Source organism: Acinetobacter sp. YH01006, assembly GCF_013420445.1.
GTDB classification, from domain to species: Bacteria; Pseudomonadota; Gammaproteobacteria; order Pseudomonadales; family Moraxellaceae; genus Acinetobacter; species Acinetobacter pseudolwoffii.
Genome location: NZ_VOYB01000011.1, coordinates 69,281 through 84,164 on the forward strand (window position 1 = coordinate 69,281; position 14,884 = coordinate 84,164).

The following is a 14,884-nucleotide window of genomic DNA, read 5'->3' on the forward strand; positions in this document are numbered from 1 at the left end:
TTAATCATGCATATGGACTTGACCAATAGCATCCACAAAATGCCAGAAACAGATGTTAGAAGTTAAATTATTGGGGAAGTCATACAGTCTTGATGGGGATAATCTTGGTGAATTCATACCAATACCATTGTCATTCCCACTTAAAAATTGAATCTTATTTTCATCAACAAATTTAATAGAAACAACAGAAGGGGATAAATATCCAAGGTAGTTTAAACACACAAATGGTTCATATATATGTAACGTTCTCGAATCTTTGTCAAACGTAATACCAATACTTTCAAATCCCCCGTTATTGTTCAATATCCCATTCAAGACGTGCTTTAAATACAAATATTCTTTATTTGAAAAGTATTCATGCCATTTTGTGTCGCTTTTATCCAAGATTAATTCTTGGTGAATAAATTCGCTCATTATTACCCCTTTGGTTTAGTGTTATAAAGTCAGCTATAATTGATGTCATAACTTATGAATATGCTTATCATCAATAAAATATTGCCCAAAACTATCCATCCAGCCTTGAATAGATGTCTCCCACACATAAGTGCGGGTTTTAAGCTTCTTAACTATAGTGAGATCCTTGATACCAAAATGTGTACTTCCTTCTGGTAACTCATCCCAATCTACCTTTCCATTCTCAGTAAACCAGTCTTCCCAAGCTAATTGGATATCATGAGCTACAAATCGATTATTGGAATTATCCCAGGCGAATGGATTATTGCTGTTTAGCTTATTTACATGCAGTCGCTTAAAGTATTTATTGTTTTGGTGAATCTCAATGAATACATCCAGGTGCTTTTTAATGAAATCAAACTCAACATTAATTATACCTTCATCTTCAAAGGCATCATCTTTATCAACCAATGCCATGTAGCGCTGTTTCTTACTCCATTCCTTGTAATAACTATTATAGTTATCTTCTGCAACACGGATCGCTTCCTCAAACTCCAATCGGGTACCGCGTTTTTTAAGATTCACATATCGCTTAAGGGTATTCCACGATTCATGAAGAGTGATAGTCTGTAGCTGAGGAATGGTAAAGCCATCTTCTGCATAACGGGTCGCGGCTTCATGGCGTAAATCATGGAAGCGCAAATCACTAATACCACATGCATTACATGCCCGGGTAAAGTAAGTCGACACGGTACGCGTATTCACTGGTATTAAAAGATTCTTGTCATATCCCAAGGCAAGCATTCGATCTCGGACTTCTGGCTTCATGAACTCGTCAATCATATTGATGGCCCTTGGTTCCATGTGGGCATATTTATGATTACCTAAGGATCCATTCGGATTCTTAGCATCTCTGACTAACCACTGACTATTTAGGTCATCGTAATCATCCAGACGCAATGAACACAGCTCATCTTCACGGCGGGCAGTGTAGAGAGCAAACCACATGATCAGATGCATCGGTGTTGAATTCTTGACCCGTTTCCAGCTTTTATAGAAATAGTTGGTCAGCATTTGAAGTTCTTCGGCTGTTGGTAAGCGATCACGCTGCTTGGATCGAGTCACAATTCTAGACTTCTGTAAACCAATCATGGCTTTTTCAAATTCAATTAGTACAGTCTCTAAGGGTTCGCCCCATACAAACTCTGCATGAACGATGACAGCTTTGATATGGCTTAAGTCCTTTAAGATGGTGGCAGGTGCGACACCATCAGTTCCTTTAACTGGATCGCCTTTTCTTCGCATAATTGCATAGTCAGAAAAGTCTTGTCGCGTTAAAGAATAGATATTCTTCTCAGAAATATCTAAACTAGCGATGTGCTGTAGTGCTCCAGTTTTTGTTCTGGCAAAGCTGTCTGCTTCTTCCAAATACTGAAAAATGAACTCCCTGAGCGTTTTGTGCTTTATTTGCACCGCCGGATTCAACATTTTTTCAGGGTGCAATTCGATTTCTGCTTCCGTGCGTTTGATCCAGTCCTCAGCTAATGACTTTTTGCTGAAAGTCTTGGATTGTTTGAATTCAGGGTAGCCTTGACGTTGTACACGGACTTGAGCTCTATACCGGGTTGTGCCGTCTTTTGTTTGTCGCTTAGTGACTGTTCCCATGAATTTGCACCATTAAAATATTGGGGTGCAAGTAGGGTGCAATCAAAGGGCACTAAAAGTCAATACAAAGCGACTAAACGAAGTTAAACGAGGTTAAAGATTTTGAGCAAAAACAATGTAATTGAAGAATTGTTTGGAAGATCAATAGATAGGAAGCTTTGGGTGGCCCCCATGGCAGGTGTGACTGACCGTCCGTTTAGAACCTTGTGCAAGTATTTTGGTGCAGGTCATGCGGTCAGTGAAATGATGACCTCAGACAAAACTTTGCGTATGAGCAAAAAAAGTCTCTACCGTGCCAATTTTGATGGGGAACTGGCACCTATCTCAGCCCAGATTGCCGGTTCAGATCCACAAGATCTGGCTGAGGCTGCGCGTTATCAGGTGGCCAATGGTGCACAAATTGTTGATATTAATATGGGCTGTCCAGCCAAAAAGGTCTGCAATCGATTAGCCGGTTCAGCCTTGCTACAGGATGAAGATTTAGTTGCCCGTATCTTGGATACCGTCGTGGCTGCGGTCGATGTGCCGGTAACTTTAAAAACCCGTCTGGGGTATTTAAATGGTCATGAAAATATCATGCGGGTGGCAAAACGTGCGGAAGATGCCGGAATTGCGGCGCTGGCTTTACATGGCCGTACCCGTGAAGATATGTATTTAAATACCGCCCGCTATTCACTCATTAAAGATGTAAAAGACATGTTGAATATTCCCGTGATTGCCAACGGAGATATCGACAGTCCTGAAAAAGCCAAATATGTACTGGATTATACCGGTGCAGATGCCATCATGATCGGACGTGCAGCACAAGGTCGTCCCTGGATTTTTCGTGAAATTGCCCATTATTTAAAAACTGGCCAATATCTGGATGCGCCGAGTATTACAGAAGTTAAGGATGTTCTATTGGGACATTTGGCTGAGCTATATGAGTTTTATGGCGAGTATTCCGGTTGCCGAATTTCCCGGAAACATATTGCCTGGTATACCAAAGGTCTGCGTTCAAGCAACGAGTTTCGTCAGGGCATGTATCAGGTAGAAAATACAGCTGATCAATATCGTGTAGTAGAAGATTATTTTAATACTTTACTTGAACATGGCTCAACCATGAGTGATGTTCAGGTCGAACAGGTCAATTTATTAGAGACCAAATGATGGCAGGCTAGTAGGAGGTAATCAAGAAATATGTTTTGTGTAGAAATACTACCTTTTTTATCTTGAGCGCGTCGATTTTAGCACGCTGTTTACACTTAAGCCGGTCAAATACATAGCACAACATTTTGTTGACTTAAACCGGACAGGACTTGGACATTGCTTACTTAAACTTGTTCTATGATGGATTCATCTAATATGAACAGGAGGTGATCCTTCTTGTTTGTAGTCATCACCAAGGGAGATCTGTAATGACAAATACCAATCGTCCAGTCACAGAATTTAGCCATAAAACGTCAACGGAATTGCCACAAGAACGCAGCGAAGGCTTAAATATAGATCCTACTGATGCCAATGCACGTCCGGATTTAAATACTCCTGAAAAAGATAATCCGAATGTGCCAGATATGAATGAAGGCAAAGATAATCTGGCCGCGACCGGTGCGGGTACAGTAGGTGGTGCTGCTGTAGGGGCCGTTGCAGGTCTGGTCGGTGGTCCTCCAGGTGCAGTGGTGGGCGGCATTATCGGTGGTGTGGTTGGTGGCATTGCCGGTAATGATATTGCAACATCAGATCGCCAAAAACAGGCAGATAACTACCAGCATCCAGAAGTTCGAAGTGAGGCAGATAATTATCAGCATCCCGACCAGTTGATTGCCGAAGATAATTACTGGCGCGATGAGTATCATAATCGCCCGTATTTTAATGAAACGCGGAATACCTACAGCGATCTAGACTATGATCGTGACTATCGCGGCGCTTATCGTGTAGGTTATGAAAACCGTGCCATGTATGATCGTGATACAGATTTTGATCATGCGGAACCTGAACTACGGACCAAGTGGGAACAGGTGAAAGGTGAATCCCGCTTAAATTGGGAAGAAGCCAAGTTTGCAGTCAAAGATGCCTGGCATCGACTTACCCGCTAAGTCCGACTGAATAAAAAACCTCTCTAATTAGAGAGGTTTTTTATGCTGATAAATTTTAGAGATGTTTCATTTCCAGCACCAGCTGATTGATCAGATCAGACGCTTCCATTTCACGAATTTGTGCCACATTTGAGCCTGCCCAGAACGCGCCATAACCCTGATCGTCTTGTTTGGCTGCAGCAGCATGTAATTGCTTGGCCAGATCATAGGTATAAGGATAAGCCGGCACATCCAGACGATCGGGTGTGTCGACATCCATATGCCAGTGGTTGATGATTCCGCGAGCAGGGCGACCGGAAATACTGGCACTGACTTGAGTGAGTGGCTTGGAAAGCAGGGCTTTACGATAAGCCTCTTTGGCATTGGACGATTTGCACTGTACAAATGCAGTGCCAAGTTGCACGGCATCGGCACCGAAATCCAGCATTTGTCTTGCCTGTTGGCCGTCCATAATCCCGCCTGCCGCTACAATCGGCAGGGAACAATGCTGTTTGATCAGTTTCACCAGATTAGAGGTTTTGACCGAAGCATCGAATTTGGTACTGAAAATTCCACGATGACCGCCGGCTTCAATGCCTTGGGCAATAATAATATCAATTCCGGCAGCTTCGATGGCTTTGGCTTCGGCAAAATTGGTCGCAGAAACCATGGTTAAAATTCCTGCCTGTTTTAAGGCTTGAATCTGATGCGGATGCGGAATGCCAAAATGAAAACTGACCGCCCGTGGTTTGGTTTCCAGCACCAGATTCAGGAAGTCATCATTGTCTTTAAAGCTCGGATAAATACAGTTTAAATGCTCGGGTGGCTGCGCCCCATATTCAATAAATTTATTTTTAAACTGTGCGATCCATGCCTGCGCGACAGCTTCATCTAGGGGCACACTGTCATGACAGAAAAAATTCACCTGAAAAGGGCAGTCTGTCAATTCTTGAGTTTTTAAAATCTGTTGTCGTGCTGCCTCGATACTGCTGGCTCCCAAACCGAGTGAACCCAAGCCGCCTTGATTGGACACTTCAGCTGCAAGTTCAGCTGTAGAGACACCTGCCATCGGCGCCAAGAAAATAGGATGTTTAATTCCGAGATTTTCTAATAAAGACATAGATTTGCTCCTTGTTATGTTTTTACTTTGCCCTTGAGTTCAAAATTAAGCAAATCATATTGGTTATTTTATTTTGAAATACTTAAACTTTGCTTAGCTGTCATTTACATTTCTCACGACACGCTATGTCGCTAGCCAGACAGATCAACTATAGCGCTGCAATTGAAGACTTTATAATAGCATTTTGGTCAAATCTTTCTGAGCTCATGTCTGATCGTATCCGTGAAAAACTGCAAATTTTAGCCGATGCTGCCAAGTATGATGTGTCCTGTTCATCCAGTGGAAGCAATCGTAAAAATAAAGACAAAGGGGTAGGAAATACCGGCAATGGTATTTGTCATAGCTATACCGAAGATGGCCGCTGCGTTTCCTTGCTGAAAATTCTATTTTCCAATGTCTGTATTTTTGATTGCTCTTATTGTGTTTCGCGCCGTTCCAATGACGTCAAGCGAGCAGCATTTACCGTGCAGGAAGTGGTGGATTTGACCATGAACTTTTACCGCCGTAATTATATTGAAGGTCTGTTTTTAAGCTCGGGTATTTTCAAATCGGCGGATCACACCATGGAGCGGATGCTACAGGTGGTGAAAAAACTGCGACTAGAAGAAAACTTTAATGGCTATATTCATTTGAAAACCATTCCGGGTGCATCTCAGGAAATCATTACCGAAGCCGGACTATACGTAGACCGGATGAGTATTAATCTGGAAATGCCGACTGAAGCCGGATTACAGAAATTTGCGCCTGAAAAAACCCATGCCGAAGTACAAAAAGATTTGGGGATTGTGCGGGATCGACTGATCCAGCTCAAAGATGAACGCAAATTGATTAAAACGGTGCCAAAATTTGTACCTGCCGGACAAACCACACAGATGGTGGTAGGCGCACATAGCGAAACTGACCAAGACATTATTTTAATGGCCGATCGGCATTACAAGGAATTTAAGCTGAAACGGGTGTATTTTTCCGGCTATATTCCGATTAACCCTGAAGAAAAAGCCTTACCGGCTGTTGGTTCAGCGCCGCCTTTGTTAAGAGAAAACCGTCTATATCAATCCGACTGGTTAATGCGTTTTTATGAATTTTCTGCCGATGAAATTGTCGATGACCAGCATCCGAATCTGGATCTGGATATTGATCCCAAACTCAGCTGGGCCTTGCGACATCCTGAAGCTTTTCCAGTTGATATTAACCGTGCCGACTATAAAATAATTTTGCGTGTACCGGGTATTGGGGTACGTTCGGCCAAAAAAATTGTACAGGCACGCCGTTTTGGTCAGATTCATATCGATCAGCTAAAACGCATGGGTGTGGCATATAACCGCGCACAGCATTTTATCCGCTGTGCTGATACGCCAAAATTTAAGAAAGATCAGCAATCGCATCAGATCCGTCAGCAAATTTTACAGTCTGGCCAATCTAAATATCAGCAGCAGCTTTCACCACAGCTTGGACTGGCATTCTGATGGCCTGTTACTGTTTTGATGGCAGCATGACCGGCTTGCTCAGTTGTGTATTTCGGGCTTTTGAGTTTAAGGAACTGAATGCCCGCATCACTTCCAATCCACAAGCACAAAATGGCCTGTTTGATGAATTTATTTATGTTAGCTCTAATGATGAGCATGGACAGCGGGTCTGGCAGGGGCTCAAGCAAAAAGTCTCCTCCAGCAGCTTGCGTACTTTTTACTATACTTTTCTGTCGGAACAAGAAGCAGCGTTTCAGATTCTATTTGATTTCGCGGTTTATGTATTTAAAAACCAGCGACCTGTCGATAAAGATTATGGTCATCATGCAGTTATCGGTATGTCGCAATGGGCCAAGCAAGTCGGACGGGAAAAGCACCGTATGGAGGCTTTTGTACGCTTTAAAAAGGCCAAGGATGGACTATTCCTGAGTCTGGTTAAGCCGGACTTTAATGTTCTACCGATTATTTCCCGACATTTTCAGGAGCGCTATCAGGATCAATCCTGGCTGATTTATGATGAGCTGCGCAATTACGGGATTTATTATGATTTAGAGCAGGTACATCAGGTCGAGATGAATGCTGAAGCAATCGATCCGCAAATCCAGATTGGGCACAGTCAGTCATTCAGTATCGAACTGGATGATGATGAATGGCTGTATGATCAGCTCTGGAAAGATTATTTTAATAGTGTGAATATTCAGACACGTAACAATATGAAACTGCATATTCAATATGTACCGAAACGCTACTGGCGTTATATGAATGAGAAAACACTTTAAACAGTACATCTGGCATCTTTCAGGCATAATAAGCGTTTATATTTAGATTGAGTGCATAGATATGAAGGTATGGCTAACGTCATTGGCGCTGCTCATTGGATTAACAGCATGCTCGAAAGAGCCACAAAAACCGGTCGTCGATCCAGTCAAATATCAGGTTCAGACAGCGCAGGAATTACAGCAACGTTTTGATGCACTCAATAGCCAATTGGCTCAGGATTTTCAGAAATTTAAAAAACTAGAAAGTATTGCTTTCTCACACCAGTTTCCTTTAGATGTGAATAATCTGCAAACTTTAAACCGTCATTTGGTCAGCAGTACGGCATTAAAACCAAGTAAAATTGCCTATTGCGATATGATGAATGCTTATTTTGCCGATATGTATCGTTTGGGGCATTATAATCTGGAACTGGTCGATGACATCCAATTGCCGAATGCTGCCAATGAAAATCTAAAAGACAATTTTTCGAATGCCGATCACTTCTATACTTTTATTCTGGATCGCTATACCACTTATCGTCAGGTTCAGCAGACCATGGGTTATGGTTGTAATTTAAAAGCCGCGCTTTAAATCTTAAAGATAAAAAAGCCCATCATTAAGATGGGCTTTTTAATTTAAATGATTAACAACCTGTAATTTTTTCAGCTTGTGGTTTTTCTTCCGGGAAGAAGATTGGACGAAGTTTCACCCCAATACCATTACCGATAAAGGCAAACACCAGCCATAACCAGCCATGTAAACTGCCTGAAGCGATGCCACTGAAATACGCACCAATATTACAACCATAGGCCAAGCGTGCACCATAGCCGAGCATGATGCCACCGACAACAGCAGCAATGAGCGAGCGTTTCGGAATGTTGAAATTCGGGGCAAACTTACCTGCCAGACTGGCTGCCAGCAAAGCACCGAGCATGATGCCAAAGTTCATCATCGAGGTAATATCAAACCACAACGACTCTGTAAGTGCTTTGGCATTGCCAGCTTTCTGCCAATAATCCCATGCAGTTACATCAACACCCACTAAAGTGGCGCCTTTTGCACCCCAAACTGCCAGGGCAGAAGTCACGCCCCAAGGACGACCTGCAAGTGCCAACGTCGCAAAGTTGAGCAGGGTCAGAATAATCCCGCCCCAAATCAGAGGCCATGGACCACGAATAAAGCGTTTCCAGCCTTGATGCTCACTGCTTGGTTCTACTTCCAGACGACCATGACGTTTCTTTTCGAAATAAACAGTCGCCGCAGCAATCAGTGCAAAAATAACAAAGCTCAGCAGCAATCCAGGCATCACCCCTAAACTCTGTACCAGAGAAATAGGTTCCAGATGCGGCAAAGCAAACCACCAGTCTAAGTGTGAGGTTGCAATCACAGAGCCGATACAGAAGAACAAGAGTGTTACCAGCATACGTGCACTACCACCACCCACGGTATACAGCGTACCCGATGCACAACCGCCACCGAGCTGCATGCCGATGCCGAAAATAAAGGCACCAATCATGACTGACATGGAAACAGGACTGACGTTACCTGTGACCGGGTTGCCAAACAATTCACCCGCACCTAAAGCGGGGAAGAATAACAATACTGCTAGAGCGAGCATAATCATTTGTGCACGCAGACCACGACCGCGACGTTCCTTGATAAAGACGCGCCAACTCGAGGTAAAACCAAATGAGGCATGGTACAGGGTCATGCCTAGCGCACCACCGATTAAAAATAACAGAGCCTGATTTAAGCCAACGATCTGATAGGCACCGATTGTACCGATTACAAGTAAAATAAAAGCCACCCAGACCGAAATATTCGACCGTTGGGAAGCAGCAGCAATGACTGACATGGGAGATTAAATTTTAAAAATAAAGGCTGGTATTCTACTGAATTTCAGCTTAAATGCAGCCCATTTTGGCCAATGAGTGAGTATTAAGTCATTCTTATAGTTGATAAGTTTTATCACTTTATCTGATTTGTGGGAGTGAATTATAAAAATAAATCTAATGGAACATCTCATTATTCTGTAATTCTCTACACTTAAGCAGCTTAAATAAATTGCAGATTTAATCGTATGGTTTTATGCCGATAGATCAGTATCGAGCATTTTTGAGTTTCTAGATTTTCAAATGAAGTACATAAAAAAGCCTGCAAATTGAATCGCAGGCTTTTTAAGCATTAAACTGAGAGCTAAAATCAGTTTTCAGCTTTTTCTCGAACATTGCCAGCACCTTCTTCAACCGCAGCTGCAGTGGCCGCAGTGGCTTTTCGTGCTGCTTCAGCAGTAGCATCTGCTGCTCGAGACGTTGCAGCAGCAGCTTCGTCAGCTACTTGAGCTGTATTTTCCGCTGCATTATCCAAGGCTCTTTCAGTGTCTACCGCAGCTTCACGGCTTGCATCTTGCATATCATGACCGGCTTGATCTGCTGCATTTTCTAAATGCTCACCTGTCGTTGCCCCGGTTTCAGGTGCTTTATCTTTGTTACAGCCGACCAAGGCAACAGTTGCCACTAAACCTAAAGCAATCATTAATTTATTCATCGAGTAATATCCCTTGTTGTTGTATAGCTGCCAACTAATTTAACAGTCATTTCTTAAAGTTTATGCTAGAAAATAGATCAAAATTTGTTGATTAACTGTAACTTTTTTCAATACTTATGCTGCTTTAACTCGCTCAGGACTTATTTAATAAGTTGTTTTAAGTGTATTAAATGAGTCAGATCCAGAAACTAAAAAATTTCTAATTTAATAAGCATTCAAGGATGATGGAAATGAACGGGGTATATTATTAATCTTGCGATTTAAGTTGTCAGTCGTGTAAAAAAGATGATTTTAAGCAATAAAATCCCAGTCATAAAAAAAGCCCGCAGGGTGCGGGCTTTTTAAAGAGAAAATTAGAGACCAGCAGAGGCTTTAAGCGCTTCCACTTTGTCGGTTTTTTCCCAAGTAAAGGCCGTATCAGAGCCTTCACGGCCAAAATGACCATAAGCCGCAGTCTGCTTATACATTGGCTGAATCAGATCCAGCATGCGGGTAATGCCATATGGGCGTAGGTCAAAGTGCTCACGAACCAAGGCAATAATCAATTCTTCAGATACTTTTGCAGTATTAAAAGTGTTGATTGAAATTGAAGTAGGTTCAGCAACACCAATCGCATAAGACACCTGGATTTCACACTTGTCTGCAAGACCAGCCGCAACGATATTTTTTGCTACATAACGCCCTGCATAGGCAGCAGAACGGTCAACCTTAGATGGATCTTTACCAGAGAAAGCACCACCGCCATGACGCGCCATACCACCGTAGGTATCTACGATAATTTTACGACCAGTCAAACCACAGTCACCGACAGGGCCGCCAATCACGAACATACCCGTTGGGTTGATGTGGAATTTGGTCTCTGCATGGAACATATCGGCAGGAATGATTTTCTTCACGATTTCTTCAATCACAGCTTCTTTAAGATTGGCTTGTGAAATTTCAGGATCGTGTTGAGTCGACAAAACCACAGCATCTAAACGAACAGGTTTGCCATTTTCATAAGCAAAGGTCACTTGGCTTTTCGCATCTGGGCGTAACCAAGGCAAAGTTCCATTACGACGAAGCTCTGCTTGTTTTTCCATTAAGCGATGTGCATAGGTAATTGGCGCAGGCATTAAAACGTCAGTTTCACGGCTGGCATAACCAAACATCAAACCTTGGTCGCCGGCACCTTGATCTTCAGGTTTCTGACGGTCTACACCCTGAGCAATTTCAGGTGACTGTTTGCCAATCATGTTGATTACGGCACAGGTCGAACCATCAAAACCCAGATCAGAATGGTGATAACCAATACCGTTCACGGTATGGCGTACTACCGCTTCAAAATCGATATTGGCCGTCGTTGTGATTTCACCGGCAAGTACAACCGCACCTGTTTTTACAAGCGTTTCACAAGCAACCCGTGCATAAGGGTCTTCTTTTAAGATTGCATCCAAAATAGCGTCACTGATTTGGTCAGCCATTTTATCTGGATGGCCTTCGCTTACAGATTCCGAAGTAAATACAGCGTACTCGCGCATAGTCCTATCACAGTTAATTTTAAAGACCCGATATGTTACATCGAGTTGCGCTCTAGGACTAGCTTAACACGACAAAATTGGTCGAAATTGTTTCAAATTATTGTGTTTTTAATTGATTAATAGAATTAAAAAAATTGATATGTCGATTTAACCGTCATTGCTGATTTGGCAAGGAGCGACAAATTAATCCGGATTTTCCCAGATGTAGCAAAATTAAACAGTTATATTCTCGAATAAATTTTAAAAGATCGCTGATTGGAAAAATATAAAGCTAAAATCTGAGCAATTTTCAGGAAAGTGATCATTACATTAATACGCTCGCATGTGATTCAACATGATTCGACTAGCTGTATTGTGGTTGCATCGGCTTCTCTGCATATTAGGCCTAAGGTTTCACTACTGGCCGGTTAAGCATGGCCAAGATTCTTTTTGTATGGGCTTCTTGAAGTAAGGCTGTACGGAGATAAGTCATGATGTATCAAAAGGCATTTACCTTAATTGAGGTGATGATTGTACTGACGATGATAGCGATTTTAGCCACCATGGTGTTTATGAGTTATCAAGGCTATGTGGTACGTGCTCAACTGGCTGAAGTGTTTGAGCAGGCTGGCACATATCGAACTCAGTTCATTGCCTCAGGTCAGCATTGTGATGCTGGACGCGAGATTGGGGGGAATACACGATATATCGAAAAAGTGGTGATTAATGCGACATGCCGAATTGAGTTTAAGCTGCGACAGCAAGGCCTAGATGCAGCGATTCGGGGTAAATCAATTGCATTTGATGTCTATACGGGAAAATGCTTCTCGACTGATATTTATCAGCGCTATTTACCTAAAAGCTGCCAGGGGCGCTAAGCACGCTTGCTGCTTATGATTGAGCCTAAATAGATGTAAGCTTTTCATCTAAAAAATACATAGTTGATCGATCTATTGATAAGAATGAATCATCAATGCTCTTCATCATCGACGAGAAAATTATATGACACATCTCTCTTTAAACGGATGGAGCCGACTTTAGATTAAAAACGAAATAACAGTCAATTCTAAAAAATGCAGGGTTGAAAAGCTCAATCAGACAACAATATGCTAACTATCATATCTAATAAATCCATCGCAAAAGTGACCAGAGAAAACAGAACTAGAGAGAAAAATGTGGAATAATTATCCGATAAGGAAATACAAGACTAATAAACTGATAAATGTTGTTGCTTAGTCTTTACCCCTCGCTGTTTTTTTAAGACAATAGACCATAGTTTTGAAAGTCTTTTCATCATTTCCTATTTCTGAATATTTTGGACTCTGATTTATGACAACCCCGCTTAATGAACGTCGTATTGCAAACGCAATTCGTGTATTGGCAATGGATGCTGTGCAAAAAGCAAACTCAGGACATCCAGGTGCTCCAATGGGGATGGCAGATATCGCTGATGTGGTTTGGCGTGAATTCCTGAACCACAACCCGACCAACCCGAATTGGGCTAACCGTGACCGTTTTGTATTGTCAAATGGCCATGGCTCTATGCTTCAATATGCACTGCTTCATTTAACGGGCTACGATCTTTCGATTGAAGATCTAAAAGCATTCCGTCAACTTCATTCTAAAACACCTGGTCACCCAGAATTGGGTTATGCACCCGGGATTGAAACGACGACTGGTCCTCTAGGTCAAGGGATCGCCAATGCTGTTGGTTTTGCGCTGGCTGAAAAAACCTTAGCCGCACAATTTAATAAAGATGACCTCCAGGTTGTGGATCACTTTACTTACTGCTTCCTGGGCGATGGCTGCCTGATGGAAGGTATTTCACATGAAGTGTGTTCATTGGCAGGTACCTTAGGTCTTGGTAAGTTAATTGCTTATTATGACGACAATGGTATCTCGATTGATGGTGAAGTTGAAGGCTGGTTCTCTGACGATACCGAACAACGCTTCTTGGCTTACGGCTGGCAAGTACTTAAAGTAGATGGTCATGATAGCGAAGCACTTCGTGCTGCAACTTTAGCAGCTAAAGCTGAAACTGCTAAGCCAACCATCATTATTTGTAAAACAGTGATTGGTTTGGGTTCACCAAACAAGCAAGGTAAAGAAGACAGCCATGGTGCGCCACTCGGGCATGATGAAATTGTCTTGACGCGTGCAGCATTAGGCTGGACTGACGAAGCATTTGTTATTCCTGAAGATGTGTATGCAGCTTGGGATGCCAAAGACAAGGGCGCTAAAACTGAAGCAGCGTGGAATGAAACATTTGCTGCCTATGCTGCAAAATATCCGACTGAAGCGGCAGAGCTAAAACGCCGTATGTCAGGTGATTTGCCAGCGGACTTCGTTGCAAAAGCAGATGCTTATATCGCTGAAGTGAATGCTAAAGCTGAAACCATCGCGACACGTAAAGCAAGCCAAAATGCATTGCAAGCACTGGTTCCATTATTGCCAGAAGTGCTAGGCGGTTCTGCGGACTTGGCTGGTTCTAACCTGACGCTGTGGAAAGGTGCGCAAGGTGTACAAGACAATGCAGCGGGTAACTACGTACATTATGGCGTGCGTGAATTCGGTATGACTGCAATCGCCAATGGTGTTGCGCTGCATGGCGGTTTCATTCCTTATGTGGCTACATTCCTGATGTTTATGGAATATGCACGTAATGCGGTACGTATGTCTGCCTTGATGAAGCAACGTGTGATTCATGTGTACACACATGACTCTATTGGTCTCGGTGAAGATGGTCCTACGCATCAGCCAATCGAGCAAATTGCATCTTTACGTGGTACACCAAACCTGAATACCTGGCGTCCATGTGACACCGTTGAAGCTGCAATTTCTTGGAAGTCTGCATTGACTCGTTCTGAGGGTCCGACAGCATTAATCTTCTCTCGTCAAAACTTAGCTTTCCAAACTCGTACTCAAACACAAATTGAGAACGCTGCGAAAGGTGGTTATGTATTGGCTGAAGAAAAAGGCGAATTAAAAGCGATTATTATTGCAACAGGTTCAGAGGTTGCTTTGGCAATGGAAGCTTATGCACAGCTTGAGGGCGTGCGTGTTGTGTCTATGCCATGTGCTGAAGAATTCATGAAGCAAGATGCAGCGTACCGTGAAGCAGTTCTTCCATCCAATATTCGTGCGCGTGTTGCGGTTGAAGCAGCGCATGTAGATTATTGGTGGAAATTCGTTGGTCTAGATGGTCGCGTAATTGGTATGAGTACTTATGGTGAATCTGCACCTGCAAAAGACTTGTTCCAGCACTTTGGTATTACCACTGAAGCCGTTGTTGCAGCAGTAAAAGAAATTACTGCTTAATCAGCCCTTTAAAAGTTTAAAATGGCGTCCCAGTTTTGGGGCGTCTTTTTGTTTTTTGGTCTT

Annotated in this window: 13 protein-coding genes; 7 read left to right on the plus strand and 6 right to left on the minus strand. The window is 42.7% G+C overall.

Annotation, left to right across the window (positions count from 1 at the left end; all coding sequences use genetic code 11):
- Together FTT73_RS10790 and FTT73_RS10795 are read right to left on the minus strand one after the other, a co-directional pair.
- Positions 1 to 414, minus strand: a complete 414-nt coding sequence (locus FTT73_RS10790; protein ID WP_180191417.1) for a hypothetical protein — start codon at positions 412 to 414, stop codon at positions 1 to 3.
- A gap of 45 nt (positions 415 to 459) precedes the next feature.
- Positions 460 to 2,058 (minus strand): tyrosine-type recombinase/integrase, encoded by a 1,599-nt coding sequence (locus FTT73_RS10795; RefSeq protein WP_180191418.1) that lies wholly within the window; start codon positions 2,056 to 2,058, stop codon positions 460 to 462.
- Positions 2,059 to 2,187: 129 nt separating this feature from the next.
- Here FTT73_RS10795 and dusB point away from each other — a divergent pair, with 129 nt between their 5' ends.
- Positions 2,188 to 3,207: a tRNA dihydrouridine synthase DusB gene (dusB, locus tag FTT73_RS10800; protein ID WP_034609040.1), complete on the plus strand. Its 1,020-nt coding sequence runs from the start codon at positions 2,188 to 2,190 to the stop codon at positions 3,205 to 3,207.
- A gap of 248 nt (positions 3,208 to 3,455) precedes the next feature.
- Positions 3,456 to 4,133, plus strand: coding sequence for a hypothetical protein (locus tag FTT73_RS10805; protein ID WP_100357098.1), 678 nt, complete (start codon positions 3,456 to 3,458; stop codon positions 4,131 to 4,133).
- Between the two features lie 55 nt (positions 4,134 to 4,188).
- Here the strand turns inward: FTT73_RS10805 and FTT73_RS10810 are convergent, their stop codons facing one another.
- Complete coding sequence (locus tag FTT73_RS10810) at positions 4,189 to 5,232, minus strand: nitronate monooxygenase family protein (protein ID WP_180191419.1); 1,044 nt, start codon at positions 5,230 to 5,232, stop codon at positions 4,189 to 4,191.
- Positions 5,233 to 5,438: 206 nt separating this feature from the next.
- Between FTT73_RS10810 and FTT73_RS10815 the strand changes: the two genes are divergently transcribed.
- The 3 genes from FTT73_RS10815 (at position 5,439) to FTT73_RS10825 (ending at position 8,048) form a co-directional block, all read left to right on the plus strand.
- Positions 5,439 to 6,698 carry a putative DNA modification/repair radical SAM protein gene (locus tag FTT73_RS10815; protein ID WP_180049966.1) on the plus strand — a complete coding sequence of 420 codons (1,260 nt, stop codon included), beginning with the start codon at positions 5,439 to 5,441 and terminating at the stop codon, positions 6,696 to 6,698.
- Positions 6,698 to 7,477 carry a TIGR03915 family putative DNA repair protein gene (locus tag FTT73_RS10820; RefSeq protein WP_180191420.1) on the plus strand — a complete coding sequence of 260 codons (780 nt, stop codon included), beginning with the start codon at positions 6,698 to 6,700 and terminating at the stop codon, positions 7,475 to 7,477. The genes FTT73_RS10815 and FTT73_RS10820 overlap by 1 nt, the downstream gene beginning before the upstream one ends.
- 61 nt (positions 7,478 to 7,538) lie before the next feature.
- The gene (locus FTT73_RS10825) at positions 7,539 to 8,048 is read left to right on the plus strand and encodes a hypothetical protein (protein WP_005096639.1); all 510 of its coding nucleotides are present in this window, start codon (positions 7,539 to 7,541) and stop codon (positions 8,046 to 8,048) included.
- Between the two features lie 52 nt (positions 8,049 to 8,100).
- Here the strand turns inward: FTT73_RS10825 and FTT73_RS10830 are convergent, their stop codons facing one another.
- The 3 genes from FTT73_RS10830 to metK all read right to left on the minus strand — a co-directional run bounded on the left by FTT73_RS10830 (position 8,101) and on the right by metK (position 11,524).
- Positions 8,101 to 9,312: a YeeE/YedE family protein gene (locus FTT73_RS10830; RefSeq protein ID WP_074382887.1), complete on the minus strand. Its 1,212-nt coding sequence runs from the start codon at positions 9,310 to 9,312 to the stop codon at positions 8,101 to 8,103.
- A gap of 347 nt (positions 9,313 to 9,659) precedes the next feature.
- Complete coding sequence (locus tag FTT73_RS10835; protein ID WP_180191421.1) at positions 9,660 to 10,004, minus strand: hypothetical protein; 345 nt, start codon at positions 10,002 to 10,004, stop codon at positions 9,660 to 9,662.
- Between the two features lie 353 nt (positions 10,005 to 10,357).
- Positions 10,358 to 11,524 carry a methionine adenosyltransferase gene (gene metK, locus FTT73_RS10840; protein WP_005096646.1) on the minus strand — a complete coding sequence of 389 codons (1,167 nt, stop codon included), beginning with the start codon at positions 11,522 to 11,524 and terminating at the stop codon, positions 10,358 to 10,360.
- 473 nt (positions 11,525 to 11,997) lie between these two features.
- Between metK and FTT73_RS10845 the strand changes: the two genes are divergently transcribed.
- Both FTT73_RS10845 and tkt read left to right on the plus strand, forming a co-directional pair.
- On the plus strand, positions 11,998 to 12,381 hold the full coding sequence (locus FTT73_RS10845; protein ID WP_180191427.1) for a prepilin-type N-terminal cleavage/methylation domain-containing protein: 384 nt from the start codon (positions 11,998 to 12,000) through the stop codon (positions 12,379 to 12,381).
- A gap of 451 nt (positions 12,382 to 12,832) precedes the next feature.
- Positions 12,833 to 14,821 carry a transketolase gene (gene tkt / locus FTT73_RS10850; protein ID WP_074382885.1) on the plus strand — a complete coding sequence of 663 codons (1,989 nt, stop codon included), beginning with the start codon at positions 12,833 to 12,835 and terminating at the stop codon, positions 14,819 to 14,821.
- Positions 14,822 to 14,884: the final 63 nt, after the last annotated feature.

Coding starts and splice junctions, on each gene's coding strand:
- FTT73_RS10825 (WP_005096639.1), top strand. CDS start 7,539: ATGAAGGTATGGCTAACGTCATTGGCGCTGCTCATTGGATTAACAGCA.
- FTT73_RS10795 (WP_180191418.1), bottom strand. CDS start 2,058: ATGGGAACAGTCACTAAGCGACAAACAAAAGACGGCACAACCCGGTAT.
- metK (WP_005096646.1), bottom strand. CDS start 11,524: ATGCGCGAGTACGCTGTATTTACTTCGGAATCTGTAAGCGAAGGCCAT.
- FTT73_RS10790 (WP_180191417.1), bottom strand. CDS start 414: ATGAGCGAATTTATTCACCAAGAATTAATCTTGGATAAAAGCGACACA.
- FTT73_RS10845 (WP_180191427.1), top strand. CDS start 11,998: ATGTATCAAAAGGCATTTACCTTAATTGAGGTGATGATTGTACTGACG.
- FTT73_RS10810 (WP_180191419.1), bottom strand. CDS start 5,232: ATGTCTTTATTAGAAAATCTCGGAATTAAACATCCTATTTTCTTGGCG.
- tkt (WP_074382885.1), top strand. CDS start 12,833: ATGACAACCCCGCTTAATGAACGTCGTATTGCAAACGCAATTCGTGTA.
- FTT73_RS10815 (WP_180049966.1), top strand. CDS start 5,439: ATGTCTGATCGTATCCGTGAAAAACTGCAAATTTTAGCCGATGCTGCC.
- FTT73_RS10820 (WP_180191420.1), top strand. CDS start 6,698: ATGGCCTGTTACTGTTTTGATGGCAGCATGACCGGCTTGCTCAGTTGT.
- FTT73_RS10830 (WP_074382887.1), bottom strand. CDS start 9,312: ATGTCAGTCATTGCTGCTGCTTCCCAACGGTCGAATATTTCGGTCTGG.
- FTT73_RS10805 (WP_100357098.1), top strand. CDS start 3,456: ATGACAAATACCAATCGTCCAGTCACAGAATTTAGCCATAAAACGTCA.
- FTT73_RS10835 (WP_180191421.1), bottom strand. CDS start 10,004: ATGAATAAATTAATGATTGCTTTAGGTTTAGTGGCAACTGTTGCCTTG.